This window comes from Streptomyces sp. AC602_WCS936 (assembly GCF_019049125.1).
Classification (GTDB): Bacteria; Actinomycetota; Actinomycetes; order Streptomycetales; family Streptomycetaceae; genus Streptomyces.
The window spans coordinates 115,656-130,613 of the sequence record NZ_JAGMUF010000016.1; the positions used below are offsets into that span (position 1 = coordinate 115,656).

The window sequence follows — 14,958 nt, forward strand, 5'->3', positions numbered from 1 at the left end:
GACCGGGCGCCGCCGTCAGCCCTTGCTGACCGCCGTGAGGATCTCCGGCAGCCGCCCGGCCGTGCGCGGCGCGGCCAGCCGCAGACCGGCCAGCGTCAGTACCGCGCCGTACACCGCGCCCACCGGAAGCAGCAGCGCGCTGCCGTCACCGCGTACGTTCAGCCAGATCGTCAGCGCGATCACGGGTGCGCACAGCAGGGCCGCGCCGACCATGCCGCCGAAGATCGAGATCCAGGCCAGCCCGACCTGACCCGGGGCGACGTTCTTGTGGCCCTCCTGCGGGATGGAGTACGGGAAGCGCGCCGAGGTCCACGCCCCGGTCGCCAGCATCGCGCCGAGCAGCGCGAAGGACAGGCCCAGGGCCTCGGGCAGCGTCCGCCAGTCGTCGAGCATCGCCGTGGTCAGGACGGTGACGAGGGTCGCGTACGGCAGGGTGATCAGCAGCAGGGCCAGTGCGCGGGCGCGCAGCTCCACGTAGGCGTCCCTGGTCGAGGAGATGGTCAGCGCCACCATCCAGAACGCGGACGTGTCCTGCCCGAACTGGTTGTACATCTGGATGCCGAGCATCCCGGCGGCGAAGCAGGCGAAGTACACCGAGCCGGTGCCCTGCCAGGCGTTGAAGACCGGCACGATGAGGCCGATGGCCAGCGAGGTCACCCACGCCGCCTTCGTCTTCGGATCGCGCCACACGTAGCGCAGGGTGCGCTCCATCGTCGTACCGGTGCGGCCGGCGGGCAGCAGCCGGGTGAGGCCCGAGGAGCCGCGCTCGCGCACCGGACGCGTGTCGCTCCGGAGCGTCGACCCGTCCGGCGTGGTCATCAGCCGCGTCAGATGCCGCTCCCACACCCGCAGCAGCAGCACCAGTGCCGCCGCCGTCAGCGCCAGCTGCGCCAGCGCGGTGCCCCAGGACCCGTCACTCGCCGCGTCCATCGCGCCGACCGCCGAGGCGGGCGGCACCCAGCGCAGCACGTCGGCCACCGGGTCGAGCTGCTCCAGCCCGGAAGTACCCAGCCGCTGCGCGCCGAAGTTGACGACCTGCGCCCCGACCGCGACGACCAGCCCGCTCAGCACCGCCAGGTCGCGGCCCTTGCGGCTGGTCAGCAGCCGCACGTTGGCGGCGGCGACGGCCCGCGCGAGGGTCACGCACACCAGCAGCGCGAGGACACCGCCGACGACGCCGACGACGTACGCCGCCCCGCCGTGCGCGACCGCGACCACCGAACCGGCGAACATGCACAGCGTGAACAGCGGCCCGATGCCCACCAGCGACGCCGTGAGCAGGGCCCGGACCAGCGGACGGGGCCGCAGCGGCAGCATCACCAGCCGGGTCGCGTCCAGCGTCTCGTCACCGCCGGGGAAGAACAGCGGCATCACCGCCCAGCCGAGGCCCAGCACCGCCGCCAGCAGGACGACCAGCGAGTCCACGTGGTCGTACCCGCGCAGGGCGATCAGGCCGATCAGCTGGAGCGCGGCGAAGAGCAGCACGGCGACGGCGGAGGCGATGTAGGCGGCCCGCCGCCCGCCGGACTGGCGCAGTCCGTTGCGCAGGAGCGACAGTTTCAGCCGTACGAAGACGGAGGTGACCGACGCGCTCATCGGGACCCGCCGCCCAGCCAGTCCAGGTCCGACCCGGCGTCCAGGCCCTGGGCGCCGACGAGTTCGAGGAACGCCTGCTGCAGGGAGGCCGCCTCGCCGCGCACCTCGGCGAGCGTGCCGGTGGCGCGGATGCGGCCCGCGGCCATGACGGCCACCCAGTCGCACAGGGACTCCACCAGCTCCATGACGTGGGAGGAGAAGACGACGGTGGCGCCGGAGGCGGTGTAACGCTCCAGGACGCCCCGGATCGTCTGCGCCGACACCGGGTCGACGCCCTCGAACGGCTCGTCCAGGAAGAGTACTTCGGGGTTGTGAAGCAGCGCGGTGGCCAGCCCGATCTTCTTCCGCATGCCGGTCGAGTAGTCGACGACCAGCTTGTGCTGGGCCCCGGCCAGGTCCAGTACGTCCAGCAGCTGGGTCGCCCGCCGGTCCACCTCGTCACCGGGCAGGCCGCGCAACCGCCCCGTGTAACCGAGCAGTTCACGCCCGGACAGCCGCTCGAACAGCCGCAGTCCCTCTGGCAGCACCCCGATCCGCGCCTTCACCTCCACCGGGTCGCGCCACACGTCGTGGCCGACGACCTCGACCGTCCCCTGATCCGGCCGCAGCAGCCCGGTCACCATGGAGAGGGTGGTGGTCTTCCCGGCCCCGTTCGGCCCGACGAGCCCGATGAACTTGCCCGCGGGCAGCTCCAGATCGACCCCACCCACGGCAACCTGCTGCCCGAACCGCTTCCAGAGCCCCTGCACCCGTACGGCAACACTCACGCCCACCACGTCTCCCTCCGTCAACTTGAACCCTACGGGGGAGAAGCACCCCTGAAAGGGGCGCGGGGAACTGCGCGATCAACCACAACGAACCGGCAGCCGCCAAAGGACAGTAACCGGGCAGACGAGAAGGCGCCCCCTAACGATCCCTGCCGCACGCATACGCCAACGGCGACACCAACTCCTCCACATCCGGCAGCCACCGATTGGCCGGCGTAGGCCGGCAGGCCCACTGCACAGCCCCCCGCGTCCCGTACCGCGTCGGCGGCGCAGCCACATACGCCCCTTCCCCGAGCGCCGTGAGATCGAGCAGCCGCGGCGCCCAGCCCAGCTTCCGCACCAGCTCCGGCACCTTGGCGGCGGCCCCCGGAAGGACGAAGAACCGCATCCGCCGGTCCGGCGTCAGCGTCACCGGCCCGAGCGTCAGCTCCATCCGCTCCATCCGCGCAAGCGCCAGGAACCCCGCCGTCTCCGGCACGTCGATCGCGTCGAACGTCCGCCCCGTGGGCAGCAGGATCGACGCTGTCGGCTGCTTCTGCCACATCCTGCGGGCGACGGTCGCGCTGCCCGTCGCCTGCGTCGCCCAGTCCTCGCGCGCCGGGTGCGCGCCCGGGGCGGCGCACACCGGGTCCCCGCAGGAACAGCGCTGCTCCCCGTCGGCTGCTTCCAGCCAGGTGCCGGGGAACACGTCCCAGTGGCGCTCCTCGGCGTAGCGTACGGCGGTCTCCAGCAGCGAGGCGCCGCGCTGCTGCGGGATCTGGGTGGCTTCGGTGCCGGGGATGGTCTCTGTCACGTGGAACTCAACTCCCGCGCTCACCGGGGGTTACGGCGCTTGCGCGCGCGGGGGAGGAGCATCGATTCCGCATCCGGGGCGCATGGGTGCATGTGCGGGGGCGCGCGGGAGGATTCGCCGCCGGAGCGGGGTAGCCACGTCTGGGGCCGACACCGGCCGGCGTCGGCCGTCACCCCGGCAATCCTCGCAAGCAACGCAAGCACTGCAAGCTTCGCAAGTCTCGCATTGTCGGCACATCGACTGGGCATTGATCTTCACGGCCGGACCTTCTCGTCCGCCGGGACAGCATCGAGACCGCATGAGACCGCATGGGGGTTACGCCATGGCCGCAAGGCCTCTCGTCGCGCGGCAGCCGAACGAACGACTGCAGGCGCTCATTCAGGAAGCGGGCTGCTCGAACGCGGGCCTCGCCCGCCGGGTCAACGTGTGCGGGGTCGAGCACGGACTCGACCTGCGGTACGACAAGACCTCGGTGGCCCGTTGGCTGCGCGGACAGCAACCGCGCGGCCGGGCACCGGCGATCATCGCCGAGGCGCTCGGACGCAAGCTCGGCCGCACGGTCACGATCGACGAGATCGGCATGGCCAACGGCAAGAACCTCGCCTCGGGTGTCGGCCTCCAGTTCTCGCCGACGGTACTGGGAGCCATCGAGCAGGTCTGCGAGCTGTGGCGCAGTGACGTCGGGCGGCGGGACTTCCTGTCCGGGTCGTCCGTCGCCGCCTCGGCGCTGGTCGAACCCAGCCGGGACTGGCTGATTTCCGCCCCCGACTCACAGGTGTCGCGCTCGGCCGGGCCGCGGGTGGGGCCCTCCGACGTGGCGGCGGTGCGGGCGATGACGCAGGCGCTGGTGGACCTGGACCACCAGTACGGCAGCGGGCACGTGCGCCCGGTCGTCGTGCACTACCTGAACAGCGTCGTCTCCGGGCTGCTCGCGGGCTCCTACCGGGAGGCGGTGGGACGGGAGTTGTTCGCCACGGTGGCCCGGCTGACCGAGCTGGCCGGGTACATGGCCGTCGACACCGGCCAGCCCGGGCTCGCCCAGCGGTACTACATCCAGTCGCTGCGGCTCGCGCAGGCGGCCGGCGACCGCGGCTACGGCGGGTACGTGCTCGCCGCCTCCATGAGTCACCTCGCCGCGCAGCTCGGAAACCCGCGGGAGATCGCGCAGTTGGCGCGCGCGGCGCAGGAGGGGGCACGCGGGCGGGTGACGCCGCGCGCGGAGGCGATGTTCCACGCGGCGGAGGCCCGCGGGCACGCGCTGCTGGGCGACGTACGGGCGGCCCACACGGCGGCCGGGCGGGCGGTCACCGCGATGGACGCGGCCGAACCGGCGGCCGGGGACGACCCGGTGTGGATCGCGCACTTCGACGAGGCGTACCTGGCCGACGAGTTGGCGCACTGCCACCGGGACCTGGGGGAGGCCGACGCGGCGGCGCGGTGCGCCCGGCAGTCGCTGGACGGGCACCCCGAGTCGCGGGCACGCAGGCGGGCCATCGGCCATGTGCTGCTGGCCACGGCCCAGGTGCAGCAGCGCGAGATCGAACAGGCCTGCACGACGGCGACGAAGGCCGTGGAACTCCTCGGGACGCTCCGGTCGAACCGGGGCGCCGAGTACCTGGACGACTTCCAGGCGCGGCTGGAACCGTACCGGGAGGAGGCGGTGGTAAGGGAGTTCGGGGCGCGGCTGGATCTGCAGGCCGCCGCGTGAACGCGCGGGCGACGCCGGTGCGGTGTGAGTGAAGCGCCATGAACAGCGTGCCGCGGCCCGGTTTTGTTACCGCAGTCACAGGGAAGGAGTTCACGCCCCATGCGGCGTGGCAGTGGGCTCCGGGGACCCGGTAGCGTGAGCCGACGATTCCGAAGGTCCCCCATTCGTAGGAGTCCCGGTGACGCAGAGTGGACAGGGCGAGGAGCCCTCGCCGCGGCAAGCGCGCGAAGGCATCGTGCTGCCCTCGGACGGTGGCGAGCCGCTGGTACCGGGTCTGACCGGCGCGGGCTCGCCGGCCGGCCCCGCACCCGCGCCCGCCTCGGCGCCACCCGGCGGCCAGGCCTGGGACCGGCCGTGGGGGCCCGAGCAGGGCTGGTCCACTCCGCCCGCCGCCCAGCCCTGGGGCTCCCCGGAACCCGGCGCCCAGCCGCCCGCCGCGCCCGCCTGGCCGGCACAGGGCGGCCCCGCCCAGCCGCCCGGAGCCCTGCCGCCCCAGGCGGGCCCCGGCCCGCTGCCTCCGGAGGGCGCGCAGGCCACCACTGAGTACGGCGGACAGGCGTACGGAGCGTCGTCCGACGGGCAGGCGTACGGCGGACCGGCCGGGAGCCAGGCTTACGGCTCGGAGCCGTCGTACGGGCAGCCGGGTCCGCAGGGTCAGTACCCCCAGTCGGGTCCGCACGGCCAGACCGGTCAGCACGCCCAGTCCGGCCCGCAGGGTGAGCCCGGTCAGTTCGGCCAGCTGGGTCCGCAGGGTCACCAGGGCCAGTCGGGCCCGCACGGCCAGCAGACCGGGCAACACGCTCAGTCGGGCCCGCACGGCCAGCAGACCGGTCAGCACGCCCAGTCCGGCCCGCAGGGTCAGTTCGGCCAGCCGGGTCCGCAGGGTCACCAGGGCCAGTCGGGTCCGCACGGCCAGCAGACCGGGCAACACGCTCAGTCGGGTCCGCAGGGTCAGCCCGGTCAGTTCGGCCAGCCGGGTCCGCAGGGTCACCACGGCCAAGCCGGAGCCCACGGCCAGCCCGTGCCTCAAGGTCAGTCGGGCCACCACGGTCAGTCGGGCCACCACGGTCAGTCGGGGCAGCACGGTCAGCCTGGTCAGGCCGGGCCGTACCTCCACCCCGGCCTCCACGGCCAGGCGCCCGCGGCCGACGACGGCGCCACGCAGTACCTGCCGCCCGTCGCGTCGCCCGCCGACGAGGGGGCGACGCAGTACATACCCCCGGTGCCCCCGGCCGGGAACCCCGCCGACGAGGGTGCCACGCAGTACATACCCCCGGTCTCCCCGGGCGCCCTGCCGCCGGAGAGACCCGCCCAGCCGCATGCCGAGTCGACGCAGTTCCTCGGCACGGCGGCACCGCAGTACTCGGCGCGGCCCGGCCCCAACCCCGACGCCGAGGCCACGCAGTTCATCGCGCCCGTGCCCGGCGGCCCCGCCGCCCCGGCCCCGTACGGCGGCGCCCCCGGCGGTGACGAGGGGCGGCAGCCCCCCGCCGAGTTCGACAGCCTCTTCCGCAGCGCTCCGGGCGCCGACGGCCCGGCTTCGTCGACCCAGCAGTTGCCCGCCTTCGACGAGCCGCAGGCCGCGCACCGCGGCGGCCCCTCCGCCTACGCCCCGCAGGGCCCGCACGGCCCGGGCGGTGGCGGCCGGCGGCGCGGCGGCCACGACGACGGCGGCGGCCGGGCCGGCGGCGGGCGCACCGGCTCGCGCGTGCCGCTGCTCGCGGCCGTGGGCGTCGGCATCGCGGTCGTCGGCATCGGCGCGGGCGCGATGCTGGCCGGTGGCGGCGGTGGCGAGGAGGACAAGGGCGGCAACCAGCCCGTGTCCGCGACGGCCCCCGTCTCCGAGTCCGCGTCGGCGTCCGCGTCACCGTCGCCGTCGGTCGACCTGGCCCGCCAGCAGGCCGTCGAGCTGGACAAGCTGCTCGCCCAGAGCGGCAACAGCCGGACCGCCGTGATCAACGCCGTGGCCGATGTGAAGAAGTGCGACAACCTGCCCCGGGCGGCCAAGGACCTGCGCGAGGCCGCCAAGCAGCGCACCGGGCTGGTCACCAGCCTCTCGAAGCTGCCCGTGGACAAGCTGCCGCGGCACGCCGAGCTGACCGCCGCCCTCACCAAGGCGTGGCAGGCCTCCGCGTCGGCCGACAACCACTACGCGGCCTGGGCCGATCGGACGGCCGGCAAGAAGGGCTGCAAGAAGGGCAAGGCCGCCACCCAGCCCAAGGAGGCCAACCGGGCGAGCGGCACGGCGAGCAAGGAGAAGACCAAGGCCGCCGCCCTCTGGAACGCCATCGCCAAGCAGTACGGCCTCACGGAGCGCCGGCCCACCCAGCTCTGACCGGGTGGCCAGGACGGCCCCGGCCCGGCCGGGGTCCGCTCAGGCCACGTGGGCGTTGCTCAGGGTGCGGGTGGTGTCCATGGTGCCCTGGTGGGCGGAGACCAGCCGGCCCTTCCGTACGACCTGGAGTGTGACCTCGGTGTTGACCAGGCGCGGGAAGCCGACCGAGGCGAGCTCGGCGGCGAACGTCCACCGGAGGGTGGGGGTGAGTCCGCCCGTGCCTACCTCCAGGCCGCCGTCCAGGGCCCGCCGTACGGTGCCGGCGCTCACCTCGCCGTCGCCGAGCGACTCCACGACCTTCTTGAAGACGGTGTACGCGATCCAGGTGGTCTGCACCCCGGCGTCCGCCGCGTCGATGTCGTTGTCGCCGAACGCCTCCTCCTTGATCACCTTCTTCATCCCGTTCCAGGCCGGGTCGTCCACCGCCGGGTACCAGCCGGTGACGTACGCCCCCTCGTAGGGCCCGGAGGCCCCGCCGCTCGCGTTGACCGTGGACTGGTCGACGCTGCCGAGCACGGTCGCCGTCCGTACGTCGGGGTAGTCCTCGCGGGCCCGGCGGAAGGAGTCCATGAAGGTGCCGGTGCGGTCGCCGAGGACGGGCACCACGCACCCCTGGTCCGCCGGATCGCCGGTCGTGCTCTGAAGGGCCCGCTCGGCCTGGCCGCTGTACTCGGTGGCGTCCTCCGCCGCCCGATGGTCCTCGGCACGCTCGTGCCCGCCCGAGGTGAGCCCCGAGTCGAGCAGGACGGGGAGCTGGTCGCCGGCGATGGTGTCGGGACGGACCAGGGCGACGGGTCCGCAGGAGTCGGCGAGCGCGCTGCCGAGACCGGCCAGCAGCGCGGGCTGGCCGCCGTTGACCGGGTAGGACAGGGGGCTGGTGAACTCGGCGTTGGTGATGCCGTAGCCGCCGATGTAGGGGATGCCGGCGCCCTCCAGCACGGGGAAGAAGGAGTCCCCGTGCTGGCTGTAGGAGCCGACGACCGCGACCGCCTTCTCGTTGACGGCGCGGCGGGCGCACTTGGCCGCGGCCACGCTGTCGTTGTGGTCGTTGCAGGTCAGCACGTTGAGTTCGCGGCCGCCGATGCCGCCGTTCGCGTTGACCCAGCGGGCGTAGGCCTGCGCGAAGGCGGGCATGCCCGGCTTGTTGGTCGCGCCCGTCTCCTGCGGTGCCCAGGTCATGACGGTGATCGGGTCGTCCCCGGAGCCCCCCGTGGTACCGGGGACGACGCCGCAGCCGACGGCGAGCGACACGCACGCCACCAGCGCGCCCGCCGACAGTGCGCCGGTGCGGGTGGCCCGGGAGCGGCCGCTCGGGCGGCGGAGGAAGCTGCTGCGGATGGGTCGCCTGCCGGTCATGTACCCGCACGATTCCGTCACACGGCCAACCTGGAGGTGACCTGCGGTCAATGCGCGGTGACACGGAGGTGAATTGCGGGGGCCGGTGAGGAGCGCCGACAGGGGAACGTACGATCGATGACCGTGCAAGGTTCGGAGAACTCTTCCCGTCGCGGCCGTCGCTCCTCCACCATGGGCGGCATGCCCCTCAACGACATGCCGTGGTGGCGCTGGCGCACCAACGTGCGCTCCGCGCTGCACATGCTCTCCGCCCCCGCCTTCCAGCGGGACGTCTGGCTGGCCGGCGTCGACGGCTACGGAGACGTCACCGACGCGGTGTACCGGCTGGTGGAGGACACCTGGCTGGACCACTGGTCCGCGGAGAAGTACGTGGGCACGGTCTTCCGGGACTCGCAGGAGGCGGCGCTCGTCGACACCGCCGTGCTGCGCGTACTGAGGATCATGCACCAGGTGGGGCCGGACGCGCCGGTGACCGCGTACCTCGACCATCCGGACTGGCCGGACGCGGTGCGGGCGGCGCGCGACGCGCACGTGCGGCTGGCCACCGGCGACGGCGAGGACCCGGAGACGGCGCCGCGCACGCTCGAGCTGCTGCAGATCCTGACCCGGTCCGCCTGACGGGACGGCGCTCGGGCGGCGGGCCCGGATATGGGACCCTGTCCTGCATGAACGAGCAGTCCTCCGCCGCCGTCCCGTCGGCCGCCGCCCAGGCCGACCAGTACGTCCTCACCCTCTCCTGCCCCGACAAGCAGGGCATCGTGCACGCCGTGTCGAGCTACCTGTTCATGACCGGCTGCAACATCGAGGACAGCCAGCAGTTCGGCGACCACGACACGGGACTGTTCTTCATGCGGGTCCACTTCTCGGCCGACGAGCCGGTGACCGTGGACAAGCTGCGGGCCAGCTTCACGGCGATCGGTGACGCCTTCCAGATGGACTGGCAGATCGACCGGGCCGACCAGAGGATGCGCATCGTGCTCATGGTCAGCAGGTTCGGGCACTGCCTGAACGACCTGCTCTTCCGGGCCCGGATCGGCGCGCTGCCGGTGGAAATCGCGGCCGTGGTGTCCAACCACACGGACTTCGCCGAGCTGGTGGGGTCGTACGACATCCCCTTCCACCACATCCCCGTGACGAGGGACACGAAGGCGGACGCCGAGGCGCGGCTGCTGGAGATCGTGCGCGAGGAGAACGTCGAACTCGTCGTCCTCGCCCGCTACATGCAGGTCCTCTCGGACGACCTGTGCAAGCGGCTGAGCGGCCGGATCATCAACATCCACCACTCGTTCCTGCCGAGCTTCAAGGGCGCCAAGCCCTACCACCAGGCGCACGCGCGGGGCGTGAAGCTGATCGGCGCGACCGCTCACTACGTGACCGCGGACCTCGACGAGGGCCCGATCATCGAGCAGGAGGTCGAGCGGGTCGGCCACGACGTCACGCCGGACCAGCTGGTCGCCGTCGGACGGGACGTGGAGTGCCAGGCACTGGCGCGGGCGGTCAAGTGGCACGCGGAGCACCGCATCCTGCTGAACGGCCGGCGGACCGTCGTCTTCGCCTAGGGCCTGCCGGGCAGGCCCTGGGCGAGGACGACGGTCTCGTCTCGGTCGTCTCGGTTCGTGCACGGTCACTTCGGGTCGTTGTTGAACTTGGCGGTCGCCCAGAAGTAGCCGAGTGCGGTGAGGGCGAGGGACCAGGCGAGGGCGAGCCATCCGTTGTGGCCGATCTCGGTGCCGAGGAGCAGGCCGCGCAGGGTCTCGATGGCGGGTGTGAACGGCTGGTACTCGGCGATGGGCTGGAACCAGCCGGGCATGGAGTCGATGGGGACGAAGGCGCTGGAGATCAGCGGGAGGAAGATCAGCGGCATCGCGTTGTTGCTGGCGGCCTCGGCGTTCGGGCTGACCAGGCCCATCCCGACGGCGATCCAGGTCAGCGCCAGTGTGAAGAGGACGAGGAGTCCGAGGGCTGCCAGCCATTCCAGGGCGGTGGCGTCCGCGGAGCGGAAGCCGATGGCGACGCCGACGGCGCCGACGAGGACCACGCTCAGGATCGACTGGACCACGCTGCCGATGACGTGTCCGACGAGTACGGAGCCCCGGTGGATGGCCATGGTCCGGAAGCGGGCGATGATGCCCTCGGTCATGTCGTTGGAGACGGAGACCGCCGTGCCGATCGTGGTGGAGCCGATGGTCATCAGGAGCAGGCCGGGCACGATGTAGGCGATGTAGTCGGAGCGGTCGCCGCCGCCGATGCCGGCGCTCATCGCGTCGCCGAAGACGTAGACGAAGAGCAGCAGCAGCATGACTGGGGTGAGCAGGAGGTTCAGGGTGAGGGAGGGATAGCGCCGGGCGTGCAGGAGGTTGCGGCGGAGCATGGTGGAGGAGTCGCGGGCGGCGAGGGCGAGGTTGCTCATCGGACGGTCTCCTTCGACTGGTCGGTCTGGTCGGTCTGGTCGGTCCGGGCGGTCTGGGCGGGGACGGCGGCGCCGCCGGTGAGGGCGAAGAAGACGTCGTCGAGGTCGGGGGTGTGGACGGTCAGCTCGTCGGCCTCGATGCCGGCCGAGTCGAGCCGGTCCAGGACCGTGCGCAGTGCGCGCTGGCTGCCGTCACTGGGGATCTGCAGGGTCAGCGAGTCGTCGTCCCCGGTGACCTCGCGCAGGGCGGAGGCCGCGGACCGGTAGGCGGTGGGGTCGGTGAAGCGGAGGCGGACGTGGCCGCCGGGGATCTGCCGCTTCAGCTCCTCCGCCGTGCCCTCGGCGGCGATCCGGCCGCCGTTGAGCACGGCGATGCGGTCGGCGAGTTCGTCGGCCTCCTCCAGGTACTGGGTGGTGAGGAAGACGGTCACGCCGTCGGAGACCAGTTCGCGGATGATCTGCCACATGTTGTGGCGGGAGCGCGGGTCGAGGCCGGTGGTCGGTTCGTCGAGGAAGATGATCCGAGGGTCGCCGACCAGGGTCATCGCGATGTCCAGGCGGCGCTTCATGCCGCCGGAGTAGGTGGCGGCGGGCTTCTTCGCGGCCTCGGTGAGGTCGAAGCGCTCCAGCAGCTCGGCGGCGACCCGCCGGCCCTCGCGGCGGGAGAGGTGGTGCAGGTCCGCCATGAGGAGCATGTTCTCCTCGCCGGTGATCAGTCCGTCCACGGCGGAGAACTGGCCGGTGACGCCGATCGTGGCCCGTACCGCCTGCGGGTCGGTGGCGAGGTCGTGCCCGCCGACGCGGAGGCTGCCGGCGTCGGCGGTCACGAGGGTGGAGAGGATCTTGACGGCGGTGGTCTTGCCGGCGCCGTTCGGGCCGAGCAGGGAGAAGATCGTCCCTTGGGGGACGGCCAGGTCGACACCGTCGAGGACGGTCTTGTCGCCGTAGGACTTGCGCAGTCCGTTCGCCGCGATGGCCAGGTCGGTCATGACTGTTGCTCCTCAGATGCTGCGGGCGGTGATGTCGCCGTGGGCGGTGGTGGCGTGGATGGTCAGGGCGGGGGTGCCGTCGGTGTTCCTGAGCGCGTTGTCGATACGGCCGTAGGAGGTGCCGGCGTCCAGCGAGGCGGAGACCCCGGTGGCGGCGCCGACCGAGACGTCGCCGGACTGGGTGCGCAGCACGAGCGCGCCGCGCGCGGCCTCGGCGATCCGGATGTCGCCCTTCTGGGTGCTGATCTCGGCGGGCCCGCCCAGGCGGCCGACCGTGACGTCGCCGGCGGCGGTGGTGAGCCGGACGCTCGCGGCCTCGTCGAGCTTGACCGGGCCGTGCGCGCCCTCGAACTCGACGTCGCCGAGCCGTCCGACGCCCCGGAACTCGGTGGCGGCCGTCCTGGCCTCGACCCGGGAGCCGGCCGGCAGCCGGACCGTCACCTCGACGGACCCGGAGGCTCCCATGAGCTGGTTGTTCTCCGGCGCCACGACCCGCAGGACGCCGTCGCCGAACTCGACCCTGGTCTGCTCGGCCACCCGCACGTCGCGGCCCTTCGAGGCGTTCGCGGGCAGGACCTCGACCGTGGTGTCGGTCCGGTCGGCGGCGATGAACTGGATGCGTCCCGCGGGGATGGCGAGGACGGCGGCGATCGGGGTGGGGGTGTCGAAGGTCTGCATGGTGGTCTCCTGTGCTCGTCGTCTTTCTGACAGGAGAAACGCTACGTTGCCTTCACGTTCTCATCAATAGAGTTGTTGCGCACTTTTGCTGTAAGTGCAGTTGAAGGGCGCTATTTCGTTGCAACGGAGTTGAGAGGTAACGCAACATCAGCTACTGGATCGTTGCAATGGATCGAAGGTGAACGCTATAGTGACGGCACCAAGGGAGCGCGCGAAGGAGATCACGATGCCGGGAGGCAGGCTCACCCAGCAGGAACGTCAGCAGATCGCCCTGGGGCTGGCCGACGGCCTCGCCTACGCGGAGATCGCCAGACGCCTCGACCGCCCCACCTCGACGATCACGCGCGAGGTGATGCGCAACGGCGGCCCCACCGCGTACCGGGCCGACCTCGCCCACCGGGCCACCGAGCGCCGCGCCCACCGGCGCAGGCAGGCCGCGCCCCGGGGACCCCAGGCGCTCCCGCAGGCCCACGGGCGCGACGCCGAGGCGGTGCGCGAGTACGAGGAGACGCTGACCACCGTCTTCATGCAGTCGGGCACGCCGAAGATGATGGCCCGGGTGATGGCCTGCCTCTTCGTCAGCGACACGGGCAGTCTGACCGCGTCCGAACTCGTCCGGCGCCTCCAGGTCAGTCCGGCGTCCGTCTCCAAGGCGGTCGCGTTCCTCGACGAACAGGGCCTCGTCCGCCGGGAACGCGACGAGTCCCGCCGCGAGCGCTACGTCATCGACGACGACGTCTGGTACCAGTCCATGGTCGCCAGCGCCCGCGGCACCCTGCAGATCGCCGAAACCGCGCGCCAGGGCGTCGGCGTCCTCGGCTCCGGCACCCCGGCCGCCGAGCGTCTGGAGAACATGGCGCGCTTCCTCGACTTCATCTCCGAGAGCATCGTCCGGGCCGCGGACCAGGCCCGCGAGGTCCTCCACACGGCACCCGCCAAGACCCCGGACAGCACCGAGTGACCCCGGGGCGGGCCCGGCCGTACGGGGTGGCCGGAATCCGCCCTACATCCGGCTCAGGCTGGCCGCCGCGAACAGGACGTCCCTGATCGCCTCGCGATCACCCACCTGACCGGCCGCCGCCTCCGCCGGAGGCACGTGACCCGCGGCCAGCCGGCAGAACTCCACGCCGTCCAGGGCGACATGGGCCACCTCGTGGTCGGCGGAGCCCTTGGCGCCCGGCGAATCGAGCGGGATCAGCCACTCGCCGCCGCCCGAGCCCTCGATCTCCAGTCGCAGGCTGCGCCCCGGCTCACCCGCGGTGACCAGGTGCGGGCGGGCGCCCGGCGCGGCCAGCCCGGCCCGGCGGCGCTGGGCCAGGACGCCCGGCAGCATCCGGGCCGCGAGGTCGATCATGCGGTTCAGATGGCGGGCGGAGGGCGGCTCGTACGGGTAGTCCACCGCGTCCGCGATGTCCTCGGCGTGCACCCAGCACTCGAACGCCCGGTCCAGCATGGCGTCGTGCAGCGGCAGCTCGAAGTCGCCGTACGACACGGGCATCCCGCCCGCGTCGCCGGTGAACGACACGGTCCGGACGATGCCGTGGCTCTGCTCGCGCCAGGGCGCCCGCACCGCACGGGTGGGCGGGTAGTGCGAGGCACGCCAGTACGCCTCCGTGCGGGTGCCCGGCGCCGAGGTGGTCGCGGTGATGTCCCCCAGCGGATCGGCGAGGCCCAGGGCGATGGCGACCAGCCCGTCGACCGTCAGCAGGTGCGCGATGACCCCGGCGACGGTGGTACGGCGGCTCGCGGCACCGTCGGCCTCGAACCAGCGCAGCCGGACCGGGGCGTGCCACTCGGCGTCCCCGATGTCCTGCAGCAGCGCGTCCAGCCGCGCGGTCTCGGCGTCGTACGGCGTCGCCCACTCGGGCACGGGGATGCGCGGCGGGCGCCGCTCCAGGCACCCCTCCAGGACGCGGGTGCGCAGCGCCGGGTCCAGGTCGAGGCTCTCCGGCCGCTGGAGCAGGGTGACGGCGTCGCGCAGCCGCAGTGCCTCGTCGGCACAGGGGGCGCACTCGCCGATGTGCTCCTCGACCGCCGCCGCCTCCTCGGCCGAGCAGGCGGCCAGCGCCCACGCCCCGAGGAGCGACGTCAGCACGTGGTGCTCCAGCGCGACCGGCCCGCTCGGCACCACGTCGGGCAACGCCCGCCCGGTGTCCTCGACGGAGGCGCGGGGGAGCGGTATGCGCGGGGCGGGGTCTCTCGGCGCGTTCGAGGCGCCGGGGGTGCCGGGGTCGCTGGGGGTGTCGGGGTCGCCAGGGATGTCGGGGGTGCCGGGGTCGCCAGGGGTGTCGGGGCCGCCAGGGGTGCCGGGGGCGCCGGGGTCGCC

General features: G+C 72.9%; 13 protein-coding genes. 5 read left to right on the plus strand and 8 right to left on the minus strand.

Features of this window, described 5'->3' with window-relative positions; genetic code table 11:
- Nucleotides 1–15 precede the first annotated feature (15 nt).
- From KUM03_RS07695 to KUM03_RS07705, 3 genes are all read right to left on the minus strand, one after another.
- Nucleotides 16–1,596: a transporter gene (locus KUM03_RS07695; protein ID WP_217246262.1), complete on the minus strand. Its 1,581-nt coding sequence runs from the start codon at nt 1,594–1,596 to the stop codon at nt 16–18.
- Nucleotides 1,593–2,387, minus strand: a complete 795-nt coding sequence (locus KUM03_RS07700; RefSeq protein ID WP_217246263.1) for an ABC transporter ATP-binding protein — start codon at nt 2,385–2,387, stop codon at nt 1,593–1,595. Before KUM03_RS07700 ends, KUM03_RS07695 begins: the two co-directional genes overlap by 4 nt.
- A gap of 115 nt (nt 2,388–2,502) precedes the next feature.
- Complete coding sequence (locus KUM03_RS07705) at nt 2,503–3,156, minus strand: bifunctional DNA primase/polymerase (protein WP_217246264.1); 654 nt, start codon at nt 3,154–3,156, stop codon at nt 2,503–2,505.
- A 322-nt stretch (nt 3,157–3,478) separates the two neighbouring features.
- Between KUM03_RS07705 and KUM03_RS07710 the strand changes: the two genes are divergently transcribed.
- Together KUM03_RS07710 and KUM03_RS07715 are read left to right on the plus strand one after the other, a co-directional pair.
- Nucleotides 3,479–4,864 carry a transcriptional regulator gene (locus tag KUM03_RS07710; protein WP_217246265.1) on the plus strand — a complete coding sequence of 462 codons (1,386 nt, stop codon included), beginning with the start codon at nt 3,479–3,481 and terminating at the stop codon, nt 4,862–4,864.
- Nucleotides 4,865–5,042: 178 nt separating this feature from the next.
- Nucleotides 5,043–7,199, plus strand: coding sequence for a hypothetical protein (locus KUM03_RS07715; protein ID WP_374225275.1), 2,157 nt, complete (start codon nt 5,043–5,045; stop codon nt 7,197–7,199).
- Between the two features lie 39 nt (nt 7,200–7,238).
- Here the strand turns inward: KUM03_RS07715 and KUM03_RS07720 are convergent, their stop codons facing one another.
- Complete coding sequence (locus tag KUM03_RS07720; RefSeq protein WP_217246266.1) at nt 7,239–8,555, minus strand: ABC transporter substrate-binding protein; 1,317 nt, start codon at nt 8,553–8,555, stop codon at nt 7,239–7,241.
- A gap of 117 nt (nt 8,556–8,672) precedes the next feature.
- Between KUM03_RS07720 and KUM03_RS07725 the strand changes: the two genes are divergently transcribed.
- Nucleotides 8,673–9,173, plus strand: a complete 501-nt coding sequence (locus KUM03_RS07725) for a hypothetical protein (RefSeq protein WP_217246267.1) — start codon at nt 8,673–8,675, stop codon at nt 9,171–9,173.
- A 47-nt stretch (nt 9,174–9,220) separates the two neighbouring features.
- Nucleotides 9,221–10,114, plus strand: coding sequence for a formyltetrahydrofolate deformylase (gene purU / locus KUM03_RS07730; protein WP_217246268.1), 894 nt, complete (start codon nt 9,221–9,223; stop codon nt 10,112–10,114).
- 65 nt (nt 10,115–10,179) lie between these two features.
- Here purU and KUM03_RS07735 read toward each other — a convergent pair whose 3' ends face one another.
- Genes KUM03_RS07735 through KUM03_RS07745 form a run of 3 tightly spaced genes read right to left on the minus strand, consistent with a single transcriptional unit; the run spans nt 10,180 to nt 12,632 of the window.
- Nucleotides 10,180–10,965 (minus strand): ABC transporter permease, encoded by a 786-nt coding sequence (locus KUM03_RS07735; protein WP_217246269.1) that lies wholly within the window; start codon nt 10,963–10,965, stop codon nt 10,180–10,182.
- Nucleotides 10,962–11,954 carry an ATP-binding cassette domain-containing protein gene (locus KUM03_RS07740; RefSeq protein ID WP_217246270.1) on the minus strand — a complete coding sequence of 331 codons (993 nt, stop codon included), beginning with the start codon at nt 11,952–11,954 and terminating at the stop codon, nt 10,962–10,964. The genes KUM03_RS07735 and KUM03_RS07740 overlap by 4 nt, the downstream gene beginning before the upstream one ends.
- 12 nt (nt 11,955–11,966) lie before the next feature.
- On the minus strand, nt 11,967–12,632 hold the full coding sequence (locus KUM03_RS07745) for a DUF4097 family beta strand repeat-containing protein (protein ID WP_217246271.1): 666 nt from the start codon (nt 12,630–12,632) through the stop codon (nt 11,967–11,969).
- 226 nt (nt 12,633–12,858) lie between these two features.
- Between KUM03_RS07745 and KUM03_RS07750 the strand changes: the two genes are divergently transcribed.
- Nucleotides 12,859–13,593, plus strand: a complete 735-nt coding sequence (locus KUM03_RS07750; RefSeq protein WP_217246272.1) for a GbsR/MarR family transcriptional regulator — start codon at nt 12,859–12,861, stop codon at nt 13,591–13,593.
- Nucleotides 13,594–13,635: 42 nt separating this feature from the next.
- On the opposite strand, the gene KUM03_RS07755 is transcribed toward KUM03_RS07750, so the two are convergent.
- Complete coding sequence (locus KUM03_RS07755) at nt 13,636–14,892, minus strand: maleylpyruvate isomerase N-terminal domain-containing protein (protein WP_217246279.1); 1,257 nt, start codon at nt 14,890–14,892, stop codon at nt 13,636–13,638.
- Nucleotides 14,893–14,958 lie beyond the last annotated feature (66 nt).

Excerpts from the sequence above, each read along its gene's own strand:
- KUM03_RS07710 (WP_217246265.1), top strand. The coding sequence starts at position 3,479 with ATGGCCGCAAGGCCTCTCGTCGCGCGGCAGCCGAACGAACGACTGCAG.
- KUM03_RS07735 (WP_217246269.1), bottom strand. The coding sequence starts at position 10,965 with ATGAGCAACCTCGCCCTCGCCGCCCGCGACTCCTCCACCATGCTCCGC.
- KUM03_RS07725 (WP_217246267.1), top strand. The coding sequence starts at position 8,673 with ATGACCGTGCAAGGTTCGGAGAACTCTTCCCGTCGCGGCCGTCGCTCC.
- KUM03_RS07720 (WP_217246266.1), bottom strand. The coding sequence starts at position 8,555 with ATGACCGGCAGGCGACCCATCCGCAGCAGCTTCCTCCGCCGCCCGAGC.
- KUM03_RS07745 (WP_217246271.1), bottom strand. The coding sequence starts at position 12,632 with ATGCAGACCTTCGACACCCCCACCCCGATCGCCGCCGTCCTCGCCATC.
- KUM03_RS07740 (WP_217246270.1), bottom strand. The coding sequence starts at position 11,954 with ATGACCGACCTGGCCATCGCGGCGAACGGACTGCGCAAGTCCTACGGC.
- KUM03_RS07695 (WP_217246262.1), bottom strand. The coding sequence starts at position 1,596 with ATGAGCGCGTCGGTCACCTCCGTCTTCGTACGGCTGAAACTGTCGCTC.
- purU (WP_217246268.1), top strand. The coding sequence starts at position 9,221 with ATGAACGAGCAGTCCTCCGCCGCCGTCCCGTCGGCCGCCGCCCAGGCC.
- KUM03_RS07750 (WP_217246272.1), top strand. The coding sequence starts at position 12,859 with ATGCCGGGAGGCAGGCTCACCCAGCAGGAACGTCAGCAGATCGCCCTG.